Source organism: Bacillus sp. FSL R5-0416 (assembly GCF_037975425.1).
Classification (GTDB): Bacteria; Bacillota; Bacilli; order Bacillales; family Bacillaceae; genus Bacillus; species Bacillus subtilis.
Genome location: NZ_CP150252.1, coordinates 3,544,891 through 3,564,296, shown reverse-complemented (window position 1 = coordinate 3,564,296; position 19,406 = coordinate 3,544,891). Strand labels below are relative to the sequence as shown.

16 protein-coding genes, 1 tRNA gene and 1 pseudogene are annotated in these 19,406 nt (G+C 43.9%); 11 read left to right on the top strand and 7 right to left on the bottom strand.

Translation table 11 applies throughout. The features are described 5' to 3' along the window. Positions 1 to 37: 37 nt before the first annotated feature. The 7 genes from mdxE to pgmB are packed head-to-tail and all read left to right on the top strand — an operon-like array spanning position 38 to position 8,965. On the top strand, positions 38 to 1,291 hold the full coding sequence (mdxE, locus tag NYE20_RS18910) for a maltodextrin ABC transporter substrate-binding protein MdxE (protein WP_161621192.1): 1,254 nt from the start codon (positions 38 to 40) through the stop codon (positions 1,289 to 1,291). A gap of 39 nt (positions 1,292 to 1,330) precedes the next feature. Continuing rightward, positions 1,331 to 2,638 (top strand): maltodextrin ABC transporter permease MdxF, encoded by a 1,308-nt coding sequence (mdxF, locus tag NYE20_RS18905; RefSeq protein ID WP_072175098.1) that lies wholly within the window; start codon positions 1,331 to 1,333, stop codon positions 2,636 to 2,638. Beyond that, positions 2,639 to 3,475, top strand: a complete 837-nt coding sequence (gene mdxG / locus NYE20_RS18900; RefSeq protein ID WP_021480666.1) for a maltodextrin ABC transporter permease MdxG — start codon at positions 2,639 to 2,641, stop codon at positions 3,473 to 3,475. A 5-nt stretch (positions 3,476 to 3,480) separates the two neighbouring features. Then, positions 3,481 to 4,365: a DUF1189 family protein gene (locus NYE20_RS18895; protein ID WP_124072691.1), complete on the top strand. Its 885-nt coding sequence runs from the start codon at positions 3,481 to 3,483 to the stop codon at positions 4,363 to 4,365. Beyond that, a complete protein-coding gene (mdxK, locus tag NYE20_RS18890) occupies positions 4,343 to 6,616 on the top strand; it encodes a maltose phosphorylase (RefSeq protein ID WP_339185266.1) in 2,274 nt (757 codons plus the stop codon). Before NYE20_RS18895 ends, mdxK begins: the two co-directional genes overlap by 23 nt. Then, positions 6,609 to 8,294, top strand: a complete 1,686-nt coding sequence (gene malL, locus NYE20_RS18885; protein ID WP_038829443.1) for an oligo-1,6-glucosidase — start codon at positions 6,609 to 6,611, stop codon at positions 8,292 to 8,294. The genes mdxK and malL overlap by 8 nt, the downstream gene beginning before the upstream one ends. Continuing rightward, entirely contained in the window at positions 8,291 to 8,965 is a 675-nt protein-coding gene (pgmB, locus tag NYE20_RS18880) for a beta-phosphoglucomutase (protein ID WP_087614722.1), read from the top strand. Before malL ends, pgmB begins: the two co-directional genes overlap by 4 nt. A gap of 43 nt (positions 8,966 to 9,008) precedes the next feature. Here pgmB and clpP read toward each other — a convergent pair whose 3' ends face one another. Continuing rightward, positions 9,009 to 9,602, bottom strand: a complete 594-nt coding sequence (gene clpP, locus NYE20_RS18875; RefSeq protein ID WP_003228214.1) for an ATP-dependent Clp endopeptidase proteolytic subunit ClpP — start codon at positions 9,600 to 9,602, stop codon at positions 9,009 to 9,011. A 270-nt stretch (positions 9,603 to 9,872) separates the two neighbouring features. On the opposite strand from clpP, the gene NYE20_RS18870 reads away from it, so the two are divergent. Further along, a tRNA-Arg gene (locus NYE20_RS18870) sits at positions 9,873 to 9,948 on the top strand. 155 nt (positions 9,949 to 10,103) lie between these two features. Further along, the gene (locus NYE20_RS18865) at positions 10,104 to 10,616 is read left to right on the top strand and encodes a DUF3231 family protein (RefSeq protein WP_014478056.1); all 513 of its coding nucleotides are present in this window, start codon (positions 10,104 to 10,106) and stop codon (positions 10,614 to 10,616) included. A gap of 35 nt (positions 10,617 to 10,651) precedes the next feature. Here NYE20_RS18865 and NYE20_RS18860 read toward each other — a convergent pair whose 3' ends face one another. The 6 genes from NYE20_RS18860 to sacB form a co-directional block, all read right to left on the bottom strand. Beyond that, positions 10,652 to 10,972: a multidrug efflux SMR transporter gene (locus NYE20_RS18860; RefSeq protein ID WP_101501486.1), complete on the bottom strand. Its 321-nt coding sequence runs from the start codon at positions 10,970 to 10,972 to the stop codon at positions 10,652 to 10,654. Next, positions 10,972 to 11,307 (bottom strand): SMR family transporter, encoded by a 336-nt coding sequence (locus tag NYE20_RS18855; RefSeq protein WP_014480966.1) that lies wholly within the window; start codon positions 11,305 to 11,307, stop codon positions 10,972 to 10,974. Before NYE20_RS18855 ends, NYE20_RS18860 begins: the two co-directional genes overlap by 1 nt. A gap of 81 nt (positions 11,308 to 11,388) precedes the next feature. Continuing rightward, positions 11,389 to 11,973: a TetR family transcriptional regulator gene (locus tag NYE20_RS18850; protein ID WP_202629478.1), complete on the bottom strand. Its 585-nt coding sequence runs from the start codon at positions 11,971 to 11,973 to the stop codon at positions 11,389 to 11,391. Positions 11,974 to 12,067: 94 nt separating this feature from the next. Further along, a complete protein-coding gene (aspP, locus tag NYE20_RS18845) occupies positions 12,068 to 13,630 on the bottom strand; it encodes an aspartate/proton symporter AspP (RefSeq protein WP_003228228.1) in 1,563 nt (520 codons plus the stop codon). A 106-nt stretch (positions 13,631 to 13,736) separates the two neighbouring features. Next, positions 13,737 to 15,287, bottom strand: coding sequence for a 2,6-beta-fructan 6-levanbiohydrolase (levB, locus tag NYE20_RS18840; RefSeq protein WP_161621230.1), 1,551 nt, complete (start codon positions 15,285 to 15,287; stop codon positions 13,737 to 13,739). 73 nt (positions 15,288 to 15,360) lie between these two features. Further along, complete coding sequence (gene sacB / locus NYE20_RS18835; protein WP_161621231.1) at positions 15,361 to 16,782, bottom strand: levansucrase; 1,422 nt, start codon at positions 16,780 to 16,782, stop codon at positions 15,361 to 15,363. A 538-nt stretch (positions 16,783 to 17,320) separates the two neighbouring features. Here sacB and NYE20_RS18830 point away from each other — a divergent pair. Together NYE20_RS18830 and racX are read left to right on the top strand one after the other, a co-directional pair. Further along, positions 17,321 to 18,676: pseudogene (locus NYE20_RS18830) on the top strand (serine hydrolase). A 15-nt stretch (positions 18,677 to 18,691) separates the two neighbouring features. Continuing rightward, a complete protein-coding gene (gene racX / locus NYE20_RS18825) occupies positions 18,692 to 19,375 on the top strand; it encodes a broad specificity amino-acid racemase RacX (protein ID WP_032726905.1) in 684 nt (227 codons plus the stop codon). Positions 19,376 to 19,406: the final 31 nt, after the last annotated feature.

Below are 19,406 nucleotides of genomic sequence, written 5' to 3'. Positions count from 1 at the left end.
AATTGTTATAGTTTCGTAAATAGAAGGGGGAAAAGAGATGGTTCTTTTAAAAAAGGGGTTCGCCATATTGGCGGCATCATTCCTGGCAATCGGCCTTGCCGCCTGCTCAAATTCAAAAAATCCAGCAAGCTCTGATGGCAAAAAGGTGCTGACTGTGTCTGTCGAAGAAACGTATAAAGAATACATTGAAAGCATAAAAACAAAGTTCGAAAAAGAAAATGATGTCACAGTAAAAATTGTTGAAAAGCAAATGTTCGAACAGTTAGAAGCGCTTCCTCTTGATGGCCCGGCGGGTAATGCGCCTGATGTTATGCTTGCTGCATATGACCGGATCGGCGGTTTGGGACAGCAAGGACATTTGCTTGACATTAAGCCATCTCATACAAAAAGCTTTGGTGATAAAGAAATGCAGCAGGTGACAGTTGACGGCAAAGTGTACGGAATGCCGCTAGTCATTGAGACACTTATTTTGTATTACAACAAAGATCTTTTAAAAACAGCGCCAAAAACATTTAAAGACCTTGAAAAGTTAACGGAAGATCCTCGATTCGCGTTTGCTTCGGAAAAAGGAAAATCAACCGGATTTTTAGCAAAATGGACTGACTTTTATATGTCGTACGGCTTATTGGCTGGATACGGCGGATATGTGTTTGGAAAAAACGGCACAGATTCCGGGGACATCGGCCTGAACAATAAAGGGGCTGTAGAAGCGGTGAAATATGCGGAGAAATGGTTTGAGACATATTGGCCGAAAGGAATGCAAGACAATTCAAGCGCAGACGACTTTATTCAGCAGATGTTTTTAGAAGGCAAAGCGGCTGCGATCATTGGCGGTCCTTGGTCAGCTGCCAACTATAAAGAGGCTAAATTGAACTACGGAGCGGCTCCCATTCCGACATTGCCAAATGGAGAAGAATACGCCCCTTTTGCTGGCGGGAAGGGCTGGGTTGCCTCGAAATATACAAAAGAGCCCGAGCTGGCTGAAAAATGGCTTGAGTATGCTGCAACTGATGCCAATGCTTACGGTTTTTATGAGGATACAAACGAAGTTCCGGCCAACACGGCTGCAAGGAAGAAAGCCGATGAGCAAAAGAATGAACTGACGTCAGCTGTGATTAAACAATATGAAACAGCAACGCCGACTCCAAATATTCCGGAAATGGCTGAAGTATGGACAGGAGCGGAAAGTTTAATTTTTGATGCAGCTTCAGGAAAAAAATCGACACAAACATCAGCGAATGATGCTGTAAACGTCATAAAGGAAAATATTAAAGAAAAGTATGTGAAATAAAACGGCGGGATAGCGTCCGGAAGAATAGAGGGCGGAAAAATGAATAAACATCACACACTTACAAAGCAAAAACGAAAGGCAGGGCTTTTATCGATCATTCCAGGACTTGGGCAGATTGCGAATCAGCAGTTGTCAAAGGGGCTCTTATTTCTTGCCATCACAGGCTTGTTTGCTTTTGAATTATGCGTTTTCGGTATACAGGCGCTAACCGGATTGATGACATTGGGAAGTGTTCCCGGTGAAGATCACTCGCTGTTTATGCTGATTGAAGGCACGCTGCAATTGATCGTGACAATGATTTTCCTCATGTTCTATATCTTTAATATTCATGATTCGCGTAAGACCGCCGCAATGAAAGCGGCGGGTTTGGAAGTCAATACAACAGCCAAGGATATGATCTGTCATGCGGGCGATAAAGGGTTCCCATATCTATTTACACTTCCGGCATATATCATGATGGTGTTTGTGATTATTTTTCCGGTTTTGGTGACTCTGTTTGTTGCATTAACAAACTATGATTTTTATCATATTCCGCCTAATCGTCTGATTGACTGGGTCGGGTTTAAAAATTTCTTAAATATTTTTTTCCTTGGCTCCTATCGTGAAACATTTGTGAATGTACTGGGCTGGACGGTTATCTGGACAATCTGTGCAACAACGCTGCAAATCATTTTAGGTATTGTGACGGCACTTTTCGTCAATCAGGATTTTATAAAAGGCAAGCGGATATTTCGAATGATTTTCTTATTTCCATGGGCTGTTCCGGCGTTTATTACAATCATGAGTTTTTCCAACATGTTTAACGACAGCATAGGAGCGGTGAATGCACAGGTGATACCATTATTCAATCACCTGCCGTTTGTCGAGCTGCCTGCGATCGCGTGGAAGACCGATCCTTTCTGGACAAAGACAGCCCTCATTATGATTCAAACGTGGCTCGGCTTTCCATATATATATGTCATGGTAACGGGAGTGCTTCAGGCGATTCCAGGTGAATTGTATGAAGCGGCAAAGATTGACGGGGCCACTTTTATTCAGCGTTTTCGGCATATTACATTCCCGATGATTTTATTTGCCACAGCACCCGTGATGATTACTCAGTATACGTTTAATTTCAATAATTTCTCGATCATCTATTTATTTAATGAGGGAGGGCCAGGCAGTGTGGGAGCCGGGGCCGGATCGACCGATATCTTAATTTCGTGGATTTATAAACTGACAACAGGCACATCACCCCAATATTCCGTTGCGGCGGCTGTGACACTGTTAATTTCTTTCATTGTCATTGGAATTTCACTGATTGCTTTCAAAAAATCGAATGCTTTTGGCAATGAGGAGGTTATGTAGGTGAACGCGAGCACTGCCAGAATGCTTAATAAAATCTGTACGTATTTATTTTTGACGCTTTTAAGTATTGTCATTATATATCCGTTGCTGATTACGGCATCATCAGCCTTCCGTGTGGGGAATTCGGCGGCTTTTCAGCTCGATTTTTCGGGTCCTTGGACATTGGATCATTTTAAGCGGCTATTTGACGAAACGCTTTATCTCAATTGGTACAGCAATACACTTGTCATCGCGCTATCGGTCATGGTTTTGCAGGTTACGATTGTGACACTTGCCGGGTACTCGTACAGCCGCTATCGGTTTGCAGGCAGAAAAAAGAGCCTGATATTCTTTTTAATCATTCAAATGGTGCCGACAATGGCGGCGCTGACTGCTTTTTATGTCTTGGCGATGCTAATAGGCGCACTCGATCAATACTGGTTTTTAACAGCGATCTATATCGGCGGCGGGATTCCGATGAACACGTGGCTGATGAAAGGTTATTTTGATACTGTGCCGAGAGAAATTGATGAAGCCGCGCGAATTGACGGAGCGGGACATCTGAGGATTTTCGCTTCAATTGTTCTACCGCTTGTTAAGCCAATGCTCGCGGTACAAGCGCTTTGGGCGTTTATGGCACCGTTTGGCGACTATTTGCTGGCGAAATTTCTGCTTCGCTCACCGGAAAGGCTGACCATCGCTGTAGGATTACAATCCTTTATTTCTAATCCGCAGCAGCAAAAAGTAGCTCTATTTGCAGCCGGTGCCATACTAGCCGCACTGCCGATATGCGTTCTATTCTTTTTTCTCCAAAAGAACTTTGTGTCCGGTTTGACAGCCGGCGGAACAAAGGGGTAATGCCAATGAAGAATCTGGAGAATAAAAGCTTTATCATCCGCTGCCTGAAGGCGGCTGCATCCCCATCAGGTGTTTGCCGTTACGGGAATACCTTCAGCTGGCTGCAGCTCTCTTTTCTCTTTCTGTTTTTAACGGCCTGCTTAATGGCGCCGTTAGCGGTTTCGTTTGTGAAAATGGATCGCTTCAGCGTTGCATCTTTCATGCCGTCAGCGATTCAAGGAGTTAATGATCAATTTGCTGATCAATTGCAGGGTTTTCAAATCAGGAACGGAAAACTAACAGGCGGGAAGAGCTCTGAGAGGATTGAAGATGGGCAGAATGTGATGGCAGTCGATATGAAGCATGAATATGAGACAAGCGGTGAAAATGGGCGATTGAAAGTAACTGGATTTGAAAACGCCATCATATTTCAACCTGATCAACTGGTGATCACCGATCAAAACGAAACGGGGTTTTCTGTTGGCTATGCGAAAATGGACGTTAAGCTCGAGAAACCAAACGTCCATGATGTAGAGGTCTTGATCGATACATTGTGGTTGGCACAGTATAAGCCGATGATCATGATGCTGGCATATACGGTAGTTTCTATGATCCAGCTTTTGTTAACGTTTGTTCTTGCCGGAGGTCTCTGGATCACAAAAATATCAAACATGGTCTCTATTGCATCATTCAAGGAAGCGGCCTCTATAGCGATTTGCGCATCAGCACTGCCGGCATTTGCGGCAGCTGCTATCGGCATGGTTCATTTTGATTTGATTACTGTATTGATGATCCATTCGTGTGGCGTTACTTTGATGATCTCTTTTGCATTTAGATATTTGACCAAAATCCGCCGTGATAATGGAAACTTACATTCGGGAGGAAATGATGATAAATCAGCGGTTATTTGAGATTGATGAATGGAAAATCAAAACAAATACATTTAATAAGGAGCATACACGGCTGCTGGAAAGCCTGACGTCTCTTGCCAATGGCTATATGGGGGTCAGAGGGAATTTTGAAGAAGGCTATTCAGGCAACAGTCACCAAGGCACATATATTGCAGGCGTGTGGTTCCCCGACAAAACGCGAGTAGGCTGGTGGAAAAACGGGTATCCAGAATATTTCGGAAAAGTGATCAATGCGATGAACTTTATGGGCATAGGCCTATATGTTGACGGTGAAAAAATCGATCTCCATCAAAACCCAATCGAATTATTTGAGGTAGAACTCAATATGAAAGAGGGGATTCTGCGGCGAAGCGCTGTTGTCCGCATTCAAGATAAAACCGTCAGAATCAGGTCAGAGCGGTTTCTTAGCCTTGCTGTAAAAGAACTCTGTGCGATTCATTATGAAGCGGAGTGCTTGACGGGAGATGCTGTCATTACGCTTGTTCCTTACCTGGATGGAAATGTGGCAAATGAAGATTCTAACTACCAAGAACAGTTTTGGCAGGAGGAAGCGAAAGGTGCTGATTCTCACAGCGGCCATTTAGCGGCAAAAACGATCGAAAATCCATTTGGAACACCGCGCTTCACGGTATTAGCCGCAATGGCAAACGAGACGGAGGGTTTTGTCCATGAAAGCTTTAAAACGACTGAAATGTATGTCGAGAATCGCTACAGTTATCAAACGAAGGCATCATTGAAAAAGTTTGTGATTGTCACGACTTCCCGTGATTTTCGGGAGGAAGAGCTTTTATCGAAAGCCAAGGAGCTTTTGGCGGATGTGGTAGAGAACGGCTATGAAGATGCAAAACGGAGGCACACTGATCGATGGAAGGAAAGATGGGCAAAAGCGGACATTGAGATTAAAGGAGATGAGGAGCTTCAACAAGGAATCCGCTACAATATCTTTCAGTTATTCTCGACATATTACGGGGGCGATGCCCGTTTGAATATCGGGCCGAAAGGATTTACTGGCGAGAAATATGGAGGTGCCGCATATTGGGATACTGAGGCGTACGCCGTTCCGATGTATTTGGCGACAGCCGAGCCGGAGGTGACGAAAAACCTGCTTTTGTATCGCTATCATCAGTTGGAGGCTGCCAAACGAAACGCTGCAAAATTGGGGATGAAGGGGGCACTTTATCCGATGGTGACGTTCACAGGTGATGAATGCCACAACGAATGGGAAATCACCTTTGAAGAAATTCACCGCAATGGCGCGATCTGTTATGCGATCTACAATTATATCAATTATACAGGCGACCGTAACTATATGGAAGAATACGGGATAGACGTACTTGTGGCAGTCAGCAGATTTTGGGCCGACCGTGTTCACTTCTCGAAACGAAAAAATAAGTATATGATCCATGGCGTCACAGGGCCGAATGAATACGAAAACAACGTTAACAACAATTGGTATACGAATGTCATTGCGGCTTGGACGTTGGAGTATACTCTACAAAGTCTCGAAAGTATCTCAGCGGAGAAACGCCGCCTTCTGGATGTACAGGAAGAAGAATTGAAAGTCTGGAGAGAAATCATCCAGCACATGTACTATCCGTATAGTGAAGAACTGCAAATTTTCGTTCAGCATGACACGTTCTTGGATAAAGACCTGCAAGCAGTTGACGAATTAGATCCAGCGGAACGGCCTCTTTACCAGAATTGGTCATGGGACAAGATTCTCCGCTCCAATTTTATTAAGCAGGCAGATGTTCTCCAAGGCATTTATCTCTTTAATGACCGTTTTACAATGGAAGAAAAACGGCGAAATTTTGAATTTTATGAGCCGATGACTGTTCATGAATCAAGCCTATCGCCCTCTGTCCATGCGATTCTCGCAGCCGAACTCAAGCTGGAAAAGAAAGCGCTCGAATTATATAAGCGCACAGCAAGGCTTGATCTTGATAATTACAATCATGATACGGAAGAAGGCTTGCATATTACTTCAATGACGGGTAGCTGGCTGGCAATCGTTCATGGCTTTGCAGGCATGCGCACCGCGAATGAGACGCTGTCATTTGCTCCGTTTTTGCCGAAAGAATGGGACGAATATTCATTCAACATCAATTATCGAAATCGATTAATCAATGTGACGGTTGACGAAAAGCGCGTTATTTTTGAGCTTGTAAAAGGCGAGCCGCTGCACATGAACGTTTATGAGGAACCAGTTGTCCTACAGGGACGATGTGAAAGGAGAACGCCTAATGAGTGAATGGTGGAAAGAAGCTGTCGTTTATCAAATTTACCCGCGCAGTTTTTATGATGCCAATGGAGATGGATTCGGGGATTTGCAAGGTGTGATTCAAAAGCTGGATTACATCAAAAATCTCGGGGCGGATGTCATCTGGCTCTCCCCGGTATTTGATTCCCCGCAGGATGACAACGGATATGATATCAGCGATTACAAAAGCATGTACGAAAAGTTTGGGACAAATGAAGATATGTTTCAGCTGATTGATGAAGTCCATAAACGCGGAATGAAAATCGTCATAGATTTGGTCGTGAATCACACATCAGATGAGCATGCTTGGTTTGCTGAAAGCCGCAAGTCGAAGGACAATCCTTACCGGGATTATTATTTTTGGAAAGATCCTAAACCGGACGGCTCAGAGCCGAATAATTGGGGATCGATCTTTTCAGGCTCAGCGTGGACATACGATGAAGGAACAGGGCAGTATTATTTGCACTACTTTTCGAAAAAACAGCCTGATTTAAATTGGGAAAACGAAGCCGTTCGCCGGGAAGTTTATGATGTAATGAGATTCTGGATGGATAGAGGCGTTGACGGCTGGCGGATGGATGTGATTGGCTCTATTTCTAAATACACCGATTTTCCGGACTACGAAACGGATCACAGCCGCAGCTATATTGTCGGCCGTTATCACTCTAACGGCCCACGTCTTCATGAGTTTATTCAAGAGATGAACAGGGAAGTGCTTTCTCATTACGACTGCATGACAGTCGGAGAGGCAAATGGCTCTGATATTGAAGAGGCGAAAAAGTACACAGATGCAAGCAGGCAAGAGCTGAATATGATCTTTACATTTGAACATATGGATATTGATACAGAACAAAACTCGCCAAATGGGAAATGGCAGATCAAGCCGTTTGATTTGATTGCTTTAAAAAAGACGATGACAAGGTGGCAGACCGGGTTAATGAATGTCGGCTGGAATACCCTGTATTTTGAGAACCATGACCAGCCGAGGGTTATTTCCCGCTGGGGCAATGATGGGAAGCTGCGTAAAGAATGTGCGAAGGCATTTGCAACGGTTTTGCACGGCATGAAAGGAACGCCGTTTATTTACCAGGGAGAAGAAATCGGCATGGTCAACAGCGATATGCCGCTGGAGATGTATGATGATCTTGAAATAAAGAATGCATATTGTGAACTAGTCGTCGAAAACAAAACGATGTCAGAAAAAGAGTTTCTCAAAGCCGTGATGATAAAAGGAAGGGATCATGCGAGAACACCGATGCAGTGGGATGCCGGAAAACATGCGGGATTCACAACCGGAGACCCGTGGATACCGGTAAATTCCCGCTATCAAGATATCAATGTGAAAGAGTCCTTGAAAGATCAAGATTCGATTTTCTTTTACTATCAGAAGCTCATTCAATTACGAAAGCAATATAAGATTATGATATATGGCGATTATCAGCTTTTGCAGGAGAATGATCCGCAGGTCTTTTCTTACCTTCGAGAATATCAAGGGGAAAAGCTTCTTGTCGTTGTGAATTTATCGGAAGAAAAGGCTCTGTTCGAAGCGCCTCCAGAACTGATTCATGAGCGTTGGAAAGTGCTGATTTCAAACTATCCGCAGGAGCGGGCTGACTTAAAGAGTATTAGCCTCAAACCTTATGAAGCTGTGATGGGCATTAGTATATGAAAGCGGTCATTTTTGATTTAGACGGAGTGATAACAGATACTGCTGAATATCATTTTCTCGCTTGGAAGCACATCGCAGAACAAATCAATATCCCCTTTGACAGAGACATGAATGAAAGGCTAAAAGGAATCAGCAGAGAAGAGTCACTTGAAAGCATATTGATCTCTGGCGGTGCGGAAACAAAGTATACAAATGCGGAGAAACAAGAACTTATGCATCGGAAAAATCACGATTATCAAACGTTGATCGGCAAATTGACGCCGGAAGATCTTTTACCGGGGATTGGCAGGCTCCTATGTCAATTGAAAAACGAAAATATAAAAATCGGGTTAGCATCTTCAAGTCGCAATGCTCCTAAGATTTTAAGACGTTTGGCAATTATCGATGATTTTGATGCCATTGTTGATCCGACGACTCTTGCGAAGGGGAAGCCTGATCCTGACATCTTTTTAACAGCTGCAGCGATGCTCGATGTTTCCCCTGCTGATTGCGCGGCAATAGAAGACGCAGAAGCAGGCATTTCTGCAATCAAATCTGCGGGGATGTTTGCGGTTGGTGTCGGTCAAGGACAGCCGATGCTTGGTGCTGATCTAGTTGTGAGGCAGACGAGTGATTTGACGCTTGAGCTGTTACATGAGGAATGGGAGCAGTTTAGAATCAAAAGTGTTTAAATGAAAAAACCTGCAAGAGACGCAGCTCTTGCAGGTTGTGTTATTACTTTTTGTCTTCTGTGTGAGTCAAAATTTTGTCAATCAGGCCGTATTCAAGCGCTTCTTCAGCAGACTTGAAGTTATCACGGTCTGTGTCGCGTTCGATCACTTCAAGCGGCTGGCCAGTACGTTCAGCAAGGACTTTGTTTAATTTGTCGCGAAGCAAGAGAATGCGTTTCGCGGCAATTTCAATTTCTGTCGCTTGACCTTGCGCACCGCCAAGAGGCTGGTGAATCATGACTTCACTGTTTGGAAGCGCATAGCGTTTGCCTTTTTCGCCGGCTGCAAGCAGGAACGCGCCCATTGACGCAGCCATACCGATACAAATTGTAGATACCTTCGGCTTAATAAACTGCATGGTATCATAGATCGCCATACCGGCTGTAATAGAGCCGCCCGGGCTGTTGATGTAAAGAGAAATTTCTTTTTCAGGGTCTTCTGCTGCTAAGAATAAAAGCTGTGACACGATGGAGTTCGCAACGTTGTCATCAATCGCAGATCCAAGCATGATGATACGATCCTTTAATAGACGAGAATAAATGTCATACGCTCTTTCCCCGCGGTTCGTTTGTTCAATGACTGTAGGTATTAAATTCATAATGCTCCTCCTTCACCTTTTAGGTAAGTATGTAGTTACATGATACATTTTTGGTCAATAAAGGTCAAACAAAAAGCTGGCCTGATATGCAAAGTCGTCTCTTTTTCCCATTTTCCCCAAAAATACAGGGGTTCAAACCATCGTATGTCAGATTGCCAATTAAGATGCTTTGTCTATTTAAAAAACGGCCTCTCACAAATAGAGGGTTGTTATTTGAATGGAATTATCGTATAATTAGTTGTGCTGACGTTCTCATAACGCAGTCATTCTGCGCTCGTAGCTCAGTTGGATAGAGCGGTGGTTTCCGGTACCACGTCTGTCGGGGGTTCGAATCCCTCCGAGCGCGTCCAATAGAACAACAGGAAAGACAAGGGTTTGGCGATTTGCCGCTCTTGTCTTTTTTGTTTTGTTTCATAAATCTCTCACGCTGAAACATAAATTTTCCTTCTCTCGGGCACGTTATGGAATGTATGCGATATTGAATTTGCGAGGAGGATGAACATGGGTATTTTAAGCGGAAATCCGCAGGATGAACCGATGCATTATGGTGAGGTATTCGGCTTATGGAGTTATGTGATGGCGGGCAATAAAATGGTCGGCAATTACCAAATGCTATTGAATCATGTCGGTGATGACGACCTGAAGAAGCTGCTTCGTGAGTCCATTGAGAAGTGCCAAGATGAAATCAAACAGGTCAGCACGATCCTGAAAGAAAACGGGGTGGCGCTGCCGCCGGCTTCTCCTGAACCGCCGACAGCAGATCTTAACGACATTCCGCCTGGCGCACGGTTTCTCGATCCGGATGTGGCGGCCTCCGCGGCAGCACAAAATGCTGCAGGTCTTGTGACATGCAGCAAAATGATGGGGCAATCGATTCGTGAGGATATTGCCATGATGTTTGGGCAATTTCATATGTCGAAAGCGGCAACTGGCGCAAAATACTTAAGGCTGCTAAAAAACAAAGGCTGGCTCATCCCGCCGCCGCTTCATCTTCAAAAACATCACGAAGCTTAATGGCAAAGGCATATACAGCTGTATATGCCTTGATTTTATGAAGATGACGTAAGACGCAGGCCGATGACGCCAGCTAGGATAAGGCAAAGTGAAATCACCTGTGAAAGCTGAAACCGCTCCTTAAACCAAATGAACCCGACCGCCGAAACACCAATGCTTCCAATGCCAGTCCAGACGGCATATGCGACTCCGGCAGGCAGGACGATCATCGCTTGGGAAAGGCAGTAAAAGGATAAGCCGAATCCAACAGTCATCACAATGATCGGCCATTTTTTTCTTGTTCCGTCTATATATTTCATGGCAATGGCAGCTATAATTTCTTCTATGCCGGCAATCACTAATAAAAACCATGCCATTATTGTTCACCTCCCGGCTGAGATTTGCTTTCTTTCGTAAATAATTTCATTCCTAAAATGCCAGCCAGCAATAAAGCTAAAAAGAACATTTGGGCTGCTGAGAAGGATTCGCCCAGAACAATTCCAGTCAGATATGTTCCGACGGTTCCGATTCCCACAAACACAGTGTACGCGGCGGCCATCGGGATTTTTTGATAAGAGCGGATCAACAGGATAAAGCTGACCGCGATTAAGATAAAAATGATGATCCAATCCAAAAGCGAATCGGCATGTTTGAGGGAAGAGGCCCAAACAACTTCTAAAAGCCCTGCAATAAAAACAAGAACCCAATTCAAATGAAACACCTCTCTATTTTATGAATGAACGTCAGTCATTTTTAGGGCATTAAAAAATGAGCGGTGTTACCCAGTCATTTTTTAAGCTGTGCCTAAACTCCGTTTTAAGAAAGAAAAAATCTCCTTTTTATACACTTCAACATTCTCATCTTGTTCAAATCCGATATAGAATCGTTCCGCAGTGTTCTCGACCAAGTTGATAATTGTTCTGGCCGTCCATTTTGAATTGATTTCTTCCGTTACCTCAAGGTTTGCAATGGCCTTGTTGATGATTTTTTCAAGCCAGGAATAATAAGGCTGATAGATCGTCTCCCATTTTTCCATGGAGTGGTCGATCGCAAGCCCGGAATAACAGAGGACAATAATATCCTTATGGCGTTCTGTAATGAGAAATGTCTCATCAATTAATATATCTAAAACGGTCCAAAAATCTTCGTCCCCATGCAGCCTACCTTTGATTTGATCAAGTGTATGGGTGAGGAGATTTTCTGCAATGGCCGGTATGAGGGCATTTTTAGATGAAAAATACAAATAGAATGTTCCTTGGGCAGTGCCGGCCTTTTTGACAATATCAGAAATAGAAGCTTTGTCGAGGCCTTTTTCAGAAATGACTTCTATGGCAGCCTGCAGAATTTTTTCATATTTGCCCGATGTTTGTTTTGGCATGAGGAACACCTCCGATAATGACTGACTCTCATTCATTTTATCGCGTGTATGTATGTTTGTAAAGAATAAAGAAGCAAGAAAACCTCTTGCTTCTTTATTTATCGTAATCAATGGCGGCTTTTGGGAGCCCGGTATACTTTGCCCAGTAATAAATCGCAAGTGAGCCGATCGCGACTAAAATGAGGTCGACGGGATTGCTGATAATCCCTAAACCATGTCCGAAAGAACCGATGTAGGAAAAGATCAGCATCATAATATAAAACCCGATAAGCCACCAGGCTGATTTCAGCTGCTGAGCGAGGCTGACATCTTCTTTAGGCGTATATTTGCTGAAACAGAGATAGATCAAAAACATCACGAGCTGTGAACCGAGCAGCCAGGAGACTGTTTTCCATCCTGACCAGTACACGATAAATGCTGTAAATATAAAGGAAAGCGGCCCGATAATGCTCATTCCCTTTAAATAAAACGGCCTGTTTAAGTCCTTCGCGTTGACCCTCAGCGCAGCTGAAGAAATGGGTGCAATCGCATATGAAAGAATGAGCGCGACTGAACAGACATTGACGAGCGCGTTCCACGAAGGAAAGGGAAGTGTCCAGAAAATGGACAGGGCAAACGAAAGCCAAAGCGAAGCGCGGGGTGTCCCCGTATCTTTATTGACCTTTGAGAATATGCCAAATAATGTGCCGTTACGCGCCCAGGCGTAAACAAGGCGGGATGTCGTATTCATAAAGATATTCCCGTTTCCACCGGGAGACAGAATGGCGTCTAAAATGACAAGCGTTGCAAGCCAGCCTAACCCGAGCATGACCGCAATATCCTTAAACGGCAATGAGAACTCCCGGCCAATTGCCGGCCAGCCATGTTTCAGTGTTTCTGTCGGGATTGCACCAATAAAGGTGACCTGCAAAACAGTATAAATGATGGTTGAAACGATGATGCAAATGATTAAAGCGATCGGGATATTGCGTTTTGGATTTTGGACTTCACCTGCTACAGATACAATCGGGTGCAGGCCGAGATACGCAAACATGACGCCGCCTGTCGAGATGGCAGCCTGAATACCTGTAAATCCAAACGGTGCAAATCCTTGAACGGATAAATTCTCCGGCTGAAAATGAAAGATCAGCACAATAATGATGGTAATCGGCACAATATATTTAAAAATCGATATGATGAAATTCGCCTTAGCGAAGGTTTTGACGCTCCAATAATTCAGCAGGAAAAACAAGCATAATAGGGCAAACTGCAAGATCCAGCCGGAAATGGTCGGTGAATCAGACCCTTTAATGGTCAGGCCGGGAAACCAATAGGCCACATACTGGCGCACAGCTGTCACTTCAATTGAAATCAAGCTTGTATAAGCGACAATCGTGACAAACGAAATTAAGTAGCCGACAAGGTGGCCATGTGAATAAACGGGGTATCGAATGATGCCTCCGGTACGGGGCAGAGCGGCTCCGAGCTCTGCATATACGAGCCCGATTAACAAAATAATGGCTCCTCCGAGGATCCAGGAAAAAGCGCCGGAGGGCCCTGCTTTTGAAGCGACATTACTGACAGCGAACAGCCACGCTGATCCAAAGATGGCTCCCATCCCAATCAAAATCAGATCAAACAGCGACATTGATTTTTGAAAATTTCCTTGTTTAGACATTCGCTTCCTCCTTTGAAACCAGCCTTATATTTCTTACAATGCCCAATATGTAACAGAGAATACCGCTCCTAATAAAAAAACAGGGCAGCTTGCGCCGCCCCTGTTTTTATTTATGAATCGAATCAAAGTGTTTCACTGTTATATTTTTGAAGGAGGCTGTGCCACCATCAGAAAAAAGGGTAATGCCTTTATCTTCAGGCTTTGGGAAGACTTCATTTGAAAAAATGGTTTTCCCGTCGCCAACAAATACTTCTATCGTTGTTTTATCGACAAGTATTTTCAAATGCACCTTACGTTTGCTTACATCATAAGGAGCTTTGCTTTCGACATAGGTATTGCTTTTGTCAGGCTGATTTGTGGCTGCTCTATTGACATAAGAATAGCCGCCTTCAGCGAAAATACCGACATCAATATGGCGTTTTTGGTCTTCTGATTCTCTGAGCCTGACGCCTGCATTCTTTAGCTCTGACCAAGAAAGATCCGTATCAAGCTGGTACGTATCACCTGTTATCGACAATGTTTTTGATCCGTTCACATCCTGATCCTCTATTTCTTCAGTTGAAACAGTCAGCTGCTCCAAAGCTTCAATCGGCTGTGAGACGAGGCTGTATGTTCCATCCTGCTCCTTCAGCCGGAGTTCGCGTATGACAGAATCTGTGCCGTTAAAGCCGTTCTTCATTGTCGGGGTGTTGTTGGCATAATCCCAATTGTTCATCCAGGCAAGCGCATACCGCTTTTCTAATGGATCTGTGCTTTTGCTGTCTTCGAACGTCACACCGCCATACCAGTCGAAGCCATAGTCAAGCCATTGGGCTTCAGTCTGATCCGCTTTGAATTCTTTTCCGTCGAAGCTTCCGGTCCAGTAGGCGTACGTATTTGGTTTGCCCCACGGTTTGCCATTCGCGCTGGCACCGAGAACCCACTTATTCGCTCCGTCGCTTGCCCGCATCATGTAGAGGTCGGGACATTCCACCATTCCCGCCTGTTCTGGGAAGAATCCGCTTGTGTAATGCCAGTCCTTAAGATTATCGGATTCATAAAAGCCGATTTTTGATCCTTCAGCCATGACCATGACCCATTTGTTATCCTGGTCATCCCATATGACTTTCGGATCTCTGAAATCGTCTGTGCCCGGATTAGGCATAACGGGGTTGCCACTGTAGAATTTGAATGATTTTCCCTTATCTGTGCTGTACCACAAATATTGTTCCTGTTTTTTGTCTTTGGCTGAGGGCTGTGTCACAATCGCGACAAGCGCATTTTTCCCGAAGCCGGCTGTGTTCTCTTTATCAACCACGACGGAACCGGTCCAAATGTCACCGTCCGGGTTTGTATATTTCGGAATCGCCACGCCTTCATCGGTCCAGTGCACCAAATCCTCTGAGACGGCATGGCGCCATTCTGTGCCGTTGCCTTTTGGGTAATCCCGGTTATATAGATAGAAATAATGATACTTGCCATCAAAATAGATCGGTTTTTGAGGGTCATTTTTCCATTTATCCGGCGTCGTAAAATGATATGCCGCCCGGTAGTCCGGCTTCTGTTTTGATTTTGTTTTTTGGTCATGTTCTTCTTTTGGAAATAAGTCGATAAACAGCAATATTCCTAAAAAGGTTAGGAATACGGTTAGCCATTTGCCTGCTTTTATATAGTTCATATGGGATTCACCTTTATGTTGATAAGAAATAAAAGAAAATGCCAATAGGATATCGGCATTTTCTTTTGCGTTTTTATTTGTTAACTGTTAATTGTCCTTGTTCAAGGATGCTGTCTTTGACAACAGATGTTTTCTTGCCTTTGATGTTCAGCAGGAAGCTTGGCGCAAACGTTGATTGTTTGTCTGCGTAGAATCCTCTGTTTGTCATATAGCTTGTAATCACGACATTGTTTCCTTTCGCTTGAGGTACAGCGAAGTGTGAGTAAGTAAAGGTTACATCGTTAGGATCAAGATCCATTTTTAACACAAGGCCAGTTTTGTTCAGCGGCTTGTATGGGCCAGTTAAAGAATTAGAAACATAGCCAAGCATATAAATATCGTTAGACGTGATGCCGTCAATCGTCATTTTTGACCCGCGGGAGTCAGTGAACAGGTACCATTTGCCGTTCATTTTAAAGACGTTCGCACGTTCAATTTCATCTGTTACTGTGTTAGATGCAATCAGCGGTTTCATCACTTTTTTCAGTGTGTAATCATCGTTTAGCTCAATCATGCCGAGAGCGCCGTTTGCTAACTCAGCCGTGCGTTTTTTATCGCTTTGCAGAAGTTTTTGACTTTCTTGACGGAAGAATGATGTGCTTTTGCCATAGTATGCTTTGTTAAATAAAGATTCTTCGCCTTGGTAGCCATCTTCAGTTCCAGTGTTTGCTTCAAATACTAAGTATTTGTGGCCTTTATCTTCTACGTAGTGAGGATCTCTCAGCGTATGGTTGTCGCCTGAGCTGTAGTTGCCTTCATCGATGAACTGCTGTACATTTTGATACGTTTTGCCGTCACCGTCAAAGATTGATTTATAATCCTCTACACCGTTGATGTTCAGAGAGCTGTCTGATGCTGATACGTTTACCTGTGCAGTTGTTAGTGTTTGTTTGCCGTAATGTTTACCGGAGAAATCAGTGTAGAATAAACGGATTTTTCCGTCAGATGTATATGTGGCTGAACCTGACCATTCTTGCGTTTGGTCTTTTAGGATAGAATCATTTGCATCGAATTTGTCGCTGTCTTTAAAGACGCGGCCAGCGTTTTTCCAGCTGTCAATAGAAGTCTCGCCGACTTTTTGATAGAACATGTAAATCGATGTGTCATCCGCATTTTTAGGATCTCCGGCTAATGCAAAGACGATGTGGTAGCCGTGATAATTTGCGACAGTGCCGTCAGCGTTTTGTAATGGCCAGCTGTCCCAAACGTCCAGGCCTTTTGCAGAAGAGATATTTTTAATTGTGGACGAATCGAATTCAGGCACTTGATATTTTTCATTTTTTTGCTGTTCAGGGATTTGCAGCATATCATGGCGTGTAATATGGGAAATGCCGTATGTTTCCTTATATGGCTTTTGGTTCGTTTCTTTCGCAAACGCTTGAGTTGCGCCTCCTGCCAGCAGTGCGGTAGTAAAGGTTAATACTGTTGCTTGTTTTGCAAACTTTTTGATGTTCATCGTTCATGTCTCCTTTTTTATGTACTGTGTTAGCGGTCTGCTTCTTCCAGCCCTCCTGTTTGAAGATGGCAAGTTAGTTACGCACAATAAAAAAAGACCTAAAATATGTAAGGGGCGACGCCAAAGTATACACTTTGCCCTTTACACATTTTAGGTCTTGCCTGCTTTATCAGTAACAAACCCGCGCGATTTACTTTTCGACCTCATTCTATTAGACTCTCGTTTGGATTGCAACTGGTCTATTTTCCTCTTTTGTTTGATAGAAAATCATAAAAGGATTTGCGGGATACGGGCCTAAAGAACTAAAAAATCTATCTGTTTCTTTTCATTCTCCGTATTTTTTATAGCTTCTGTTGCATGGGCATAAAGTTTCCTTTTTAATCATAATTCAGAAAATATCATAATATCTCATTTCACTAAATAGTAGTGAACGGCAGGTATATGTGATGGGTTAAAAAGGATCTCTAACTGAAGGATTTTTCAAAATATTTGAAACGTTAGTAGGTTAGTAACGTACAGAGATATGGGAGGTGGAGGAATGAAGCAGAATAAAAGAAAGAATCTTCAGACGTTATTTGAGACATTAGGCGAAAAACATCAGTTTAACGGGACGGTTCTAGCTGCGGAGGGTGGCGATATTTTATATCACCACTCTTTTGGCTATGCGGAAATGACGGAAAAACGCCCGTTGAAAACCAACTCTTTGTTTGAGTTAGCGTCTTTGTCAAAGCCTTTTACAGCATTGGGAATCATCTTGCTGGAGGAGAAGGGGATTCTTGGCTATGAAGATAAAGTGGATCGCTGGCTGCCCGGTTTTCCGTACCAGGGTGTAACGATTCGGCATTTATTGAACCATACGTCAGGGCTTCCTGATTATATGGGTTGGTTTTTTGCTAATTGGGATCCGCACAAGATTGCGGTGAATCAGGATATTGTCGATATGCTGATGAATGAGGGGCTATCTGGTTATTTTGAACCGAATGAAGGCTGGATGTACAGCAATACGGGGTATGTGCTGCTGGCGGTTATCATTGAAAAAGCATCTGGCATGAGCTATGCGGATTTTATGAAAACAAGTATTTTTTTACCGGCAGGCATGAATGAAACAAGAGTGTATAACAGGAGGCTTTCGCCTGAGCGAATTGATCATTATGCATATGGATATGTGTATGATGTACATTCCGAAACATACGTCCTCCCTGATGAGCTGGAGGAAACGAACTATGTTGTGTATCTCGATGGCATACAGGGAGATGGGACGGTGAACTCTGTCACAAGCGATTTGTTTCGATTTGATCAGGCTTTATATCAGGACGATTTCATCAGCAAGGCTTCTAAGGAATCCGCGTTTTCTCCAGTGCGCCTCAACAATGGAGAAACAATTGATTATGGCTTTGGCTGGGTACTGCAAAACAGTCCTGAAAAAGGGCGGATTGTCAGCCACAGCGGAGGGTGGCCCGGCTATTCGACGTTGATGATCCGATATATCGATCATCGTAAAACACTGATCTATTTGAGTAATAAGGAAGAGGATACTGAATATGAACAAGCGATTCTGAAGGCGGCGGAACATATTCTATTTGGCTAGCCATATGAGGTCCCGGAACGTCCTGCTGATAAAAAGAAAAAAGCAATTGATACGGCGATATACAGCCGCTATGTTGGCAGCTACCTGTTGCAGGATGGGACGGCTGCACAGGTGACTGCCGAGAATGAACGGCTTTATTTGGAGATCGCCGGACAGCTGAGACTGGAGTTATTTCCTTCTTCGGAAACCCGTTTCTTTCTGCGAGCATTGTCTGTTGAAGTCGAGTTTACATTAGGTGTGGATGCTGCGAAAAGCTTTATCCTCTATGAGGATGGCTCAGAGGAAGAAGCGGTCCGTACGAAGTAGAAAGGAATGAATTTGATGATCGGAATATTAGCCGGAATGGGGCCGAAATCGACCTCGCCGTTTATTGATAAGGTGATTGATTACTGTCAGAAGCTGTATGGGGCTTCAAACGATATTGACTACCCGCACATGATGATCTATTCATGCCCGACGCCCTTCTATGCAGATCGTCCAATTGACCATGACGAGATGAAAAAAGCAATTATCGACGGAGCGGTAAAGCTCGAGAAAACAGGCGTGGATTTCATTGCGCTGCCTTGTAATACGGCGCATGTCTACTATGAAGAGATTCAGCAGGCATTGTCGGTTCCTATGTTGCATATTGTTGAGGAAACGATAAAAGAGATTCCGCATCTCGCAAAAAAAGCGGTGGTTTTAGGAACAGAGCCAACCATCCAATCCGCCATCTACCAAAAAGTTCTGAAGGGAAATGGACAAGAAGTTATTCACAAGGACCATTGGCAGCAGGCTGTGAACCAGCTTATCGCCGCAATCAAACAGCCAAATCATATGCAGCATACACAAGCATTGTGGCAGACGCTATATGAAGAAATCAGTCAGCATGCAGACATCATCATTTCAGCCTGCACGGATTTAAATGCGGTGTTAGATCATATTCAAAGTGAGATTCCGATTATAGATTCCTCTGCCTGTCTTGCCAAAAGCACTGTCAGCACATATCTTGCTTATCAAAGCTAGCTTCAGACAAGGACTGTCTTCAAACAGTCCT

Coding starts and splice junctions, on each gene's coding strand:
- mdxE (WP_161621192.1), top strand. CDS start 38: ATGGTTCTTTTAAAAAAGGGGTTCGCCATATTGGCGGCATCATTCCTG.
- mdxF (WP_072175098.1), top strand. CDS start 1,331: ATGAATAAACATCACACACTTACAAAGCAAAAACGAAAGGCAGGGCTT.
- NYE20_RS18895 (WP_124072691.1), top strand. CDS start 3,481: ATGAAGAATCTGGAGAATAAAAGCTTTATCATCCGCTGCCTGAAGGCG.
- mdxK (WP_339185266.1), top strand. CDS start 4,343: ATGATAAATCAGCGGTTATTTGAGATTGATGAATGGAAAATCAAAACA.
- malL (WP_038829443.1), top strand. CDS start 6,609: ATGAGTGAATGGTGGAAAGAAGCTGTCGTTTATCAAATTTACCCGCGC.
- pgmB (WP_087614722.1), top strand. CDS start 8,291: ATGAAAGCGGTCATTTTTGATTTAGACGGAGTGATAACAGATACTGCT.
- clpP (WP_003228214.1), bottom strand. CDS start 9,602: ATGAATTTAATACCTACAGTCATTGAACAAACGAACCGCGGGGAAAGA.
- NYE20_RS18865 (WP_014478056.1), top strand. CDS start 10,104: ATGGGTATTTTAAGCGGAAATCCGCAGGATGAACCGATGCATTATGGT.
- NYE20_RS18860 (WP_101501486.1), bottom strand. CDS start 10,972: ATGGCATGGTTTTTATTAGTGATTGCCGGCATAGAAGAAATTATAGCT.
- NYE20_RS18850 (WP_202629478.1), bottom strand. CDS start 11,973: ATGCCAAAACAAACATCGGGCAAATATGAAAAAATTCTGCAGGCTGCC.
- aspP (WP_003228228.1), bottom strand. CDS start 13,630: ATGTCTAAACAAGGAAATTTTCAAAAATCAATGTCGCTGTTTGATCTG.
- levB (WP_161621230.1), bottom strand. CDS start 15,287: ATGAACTATATAAAAGCAGGCAAATGGCTAACCGTATTCCTAACCTTT.
- sacB (WP_161621231.1), bottom strand. CDS start 16,782: ATGAACATCAAAAAGTTTGCAAAACAAGCAACAGTATTAACCTTTACT.
- racX (WP_032726905.1), top strand. CDS start 18,692: ATGATCGGAATATTAGCCGGAATGGGGCCGAAATCGACCTCGCCGTTT.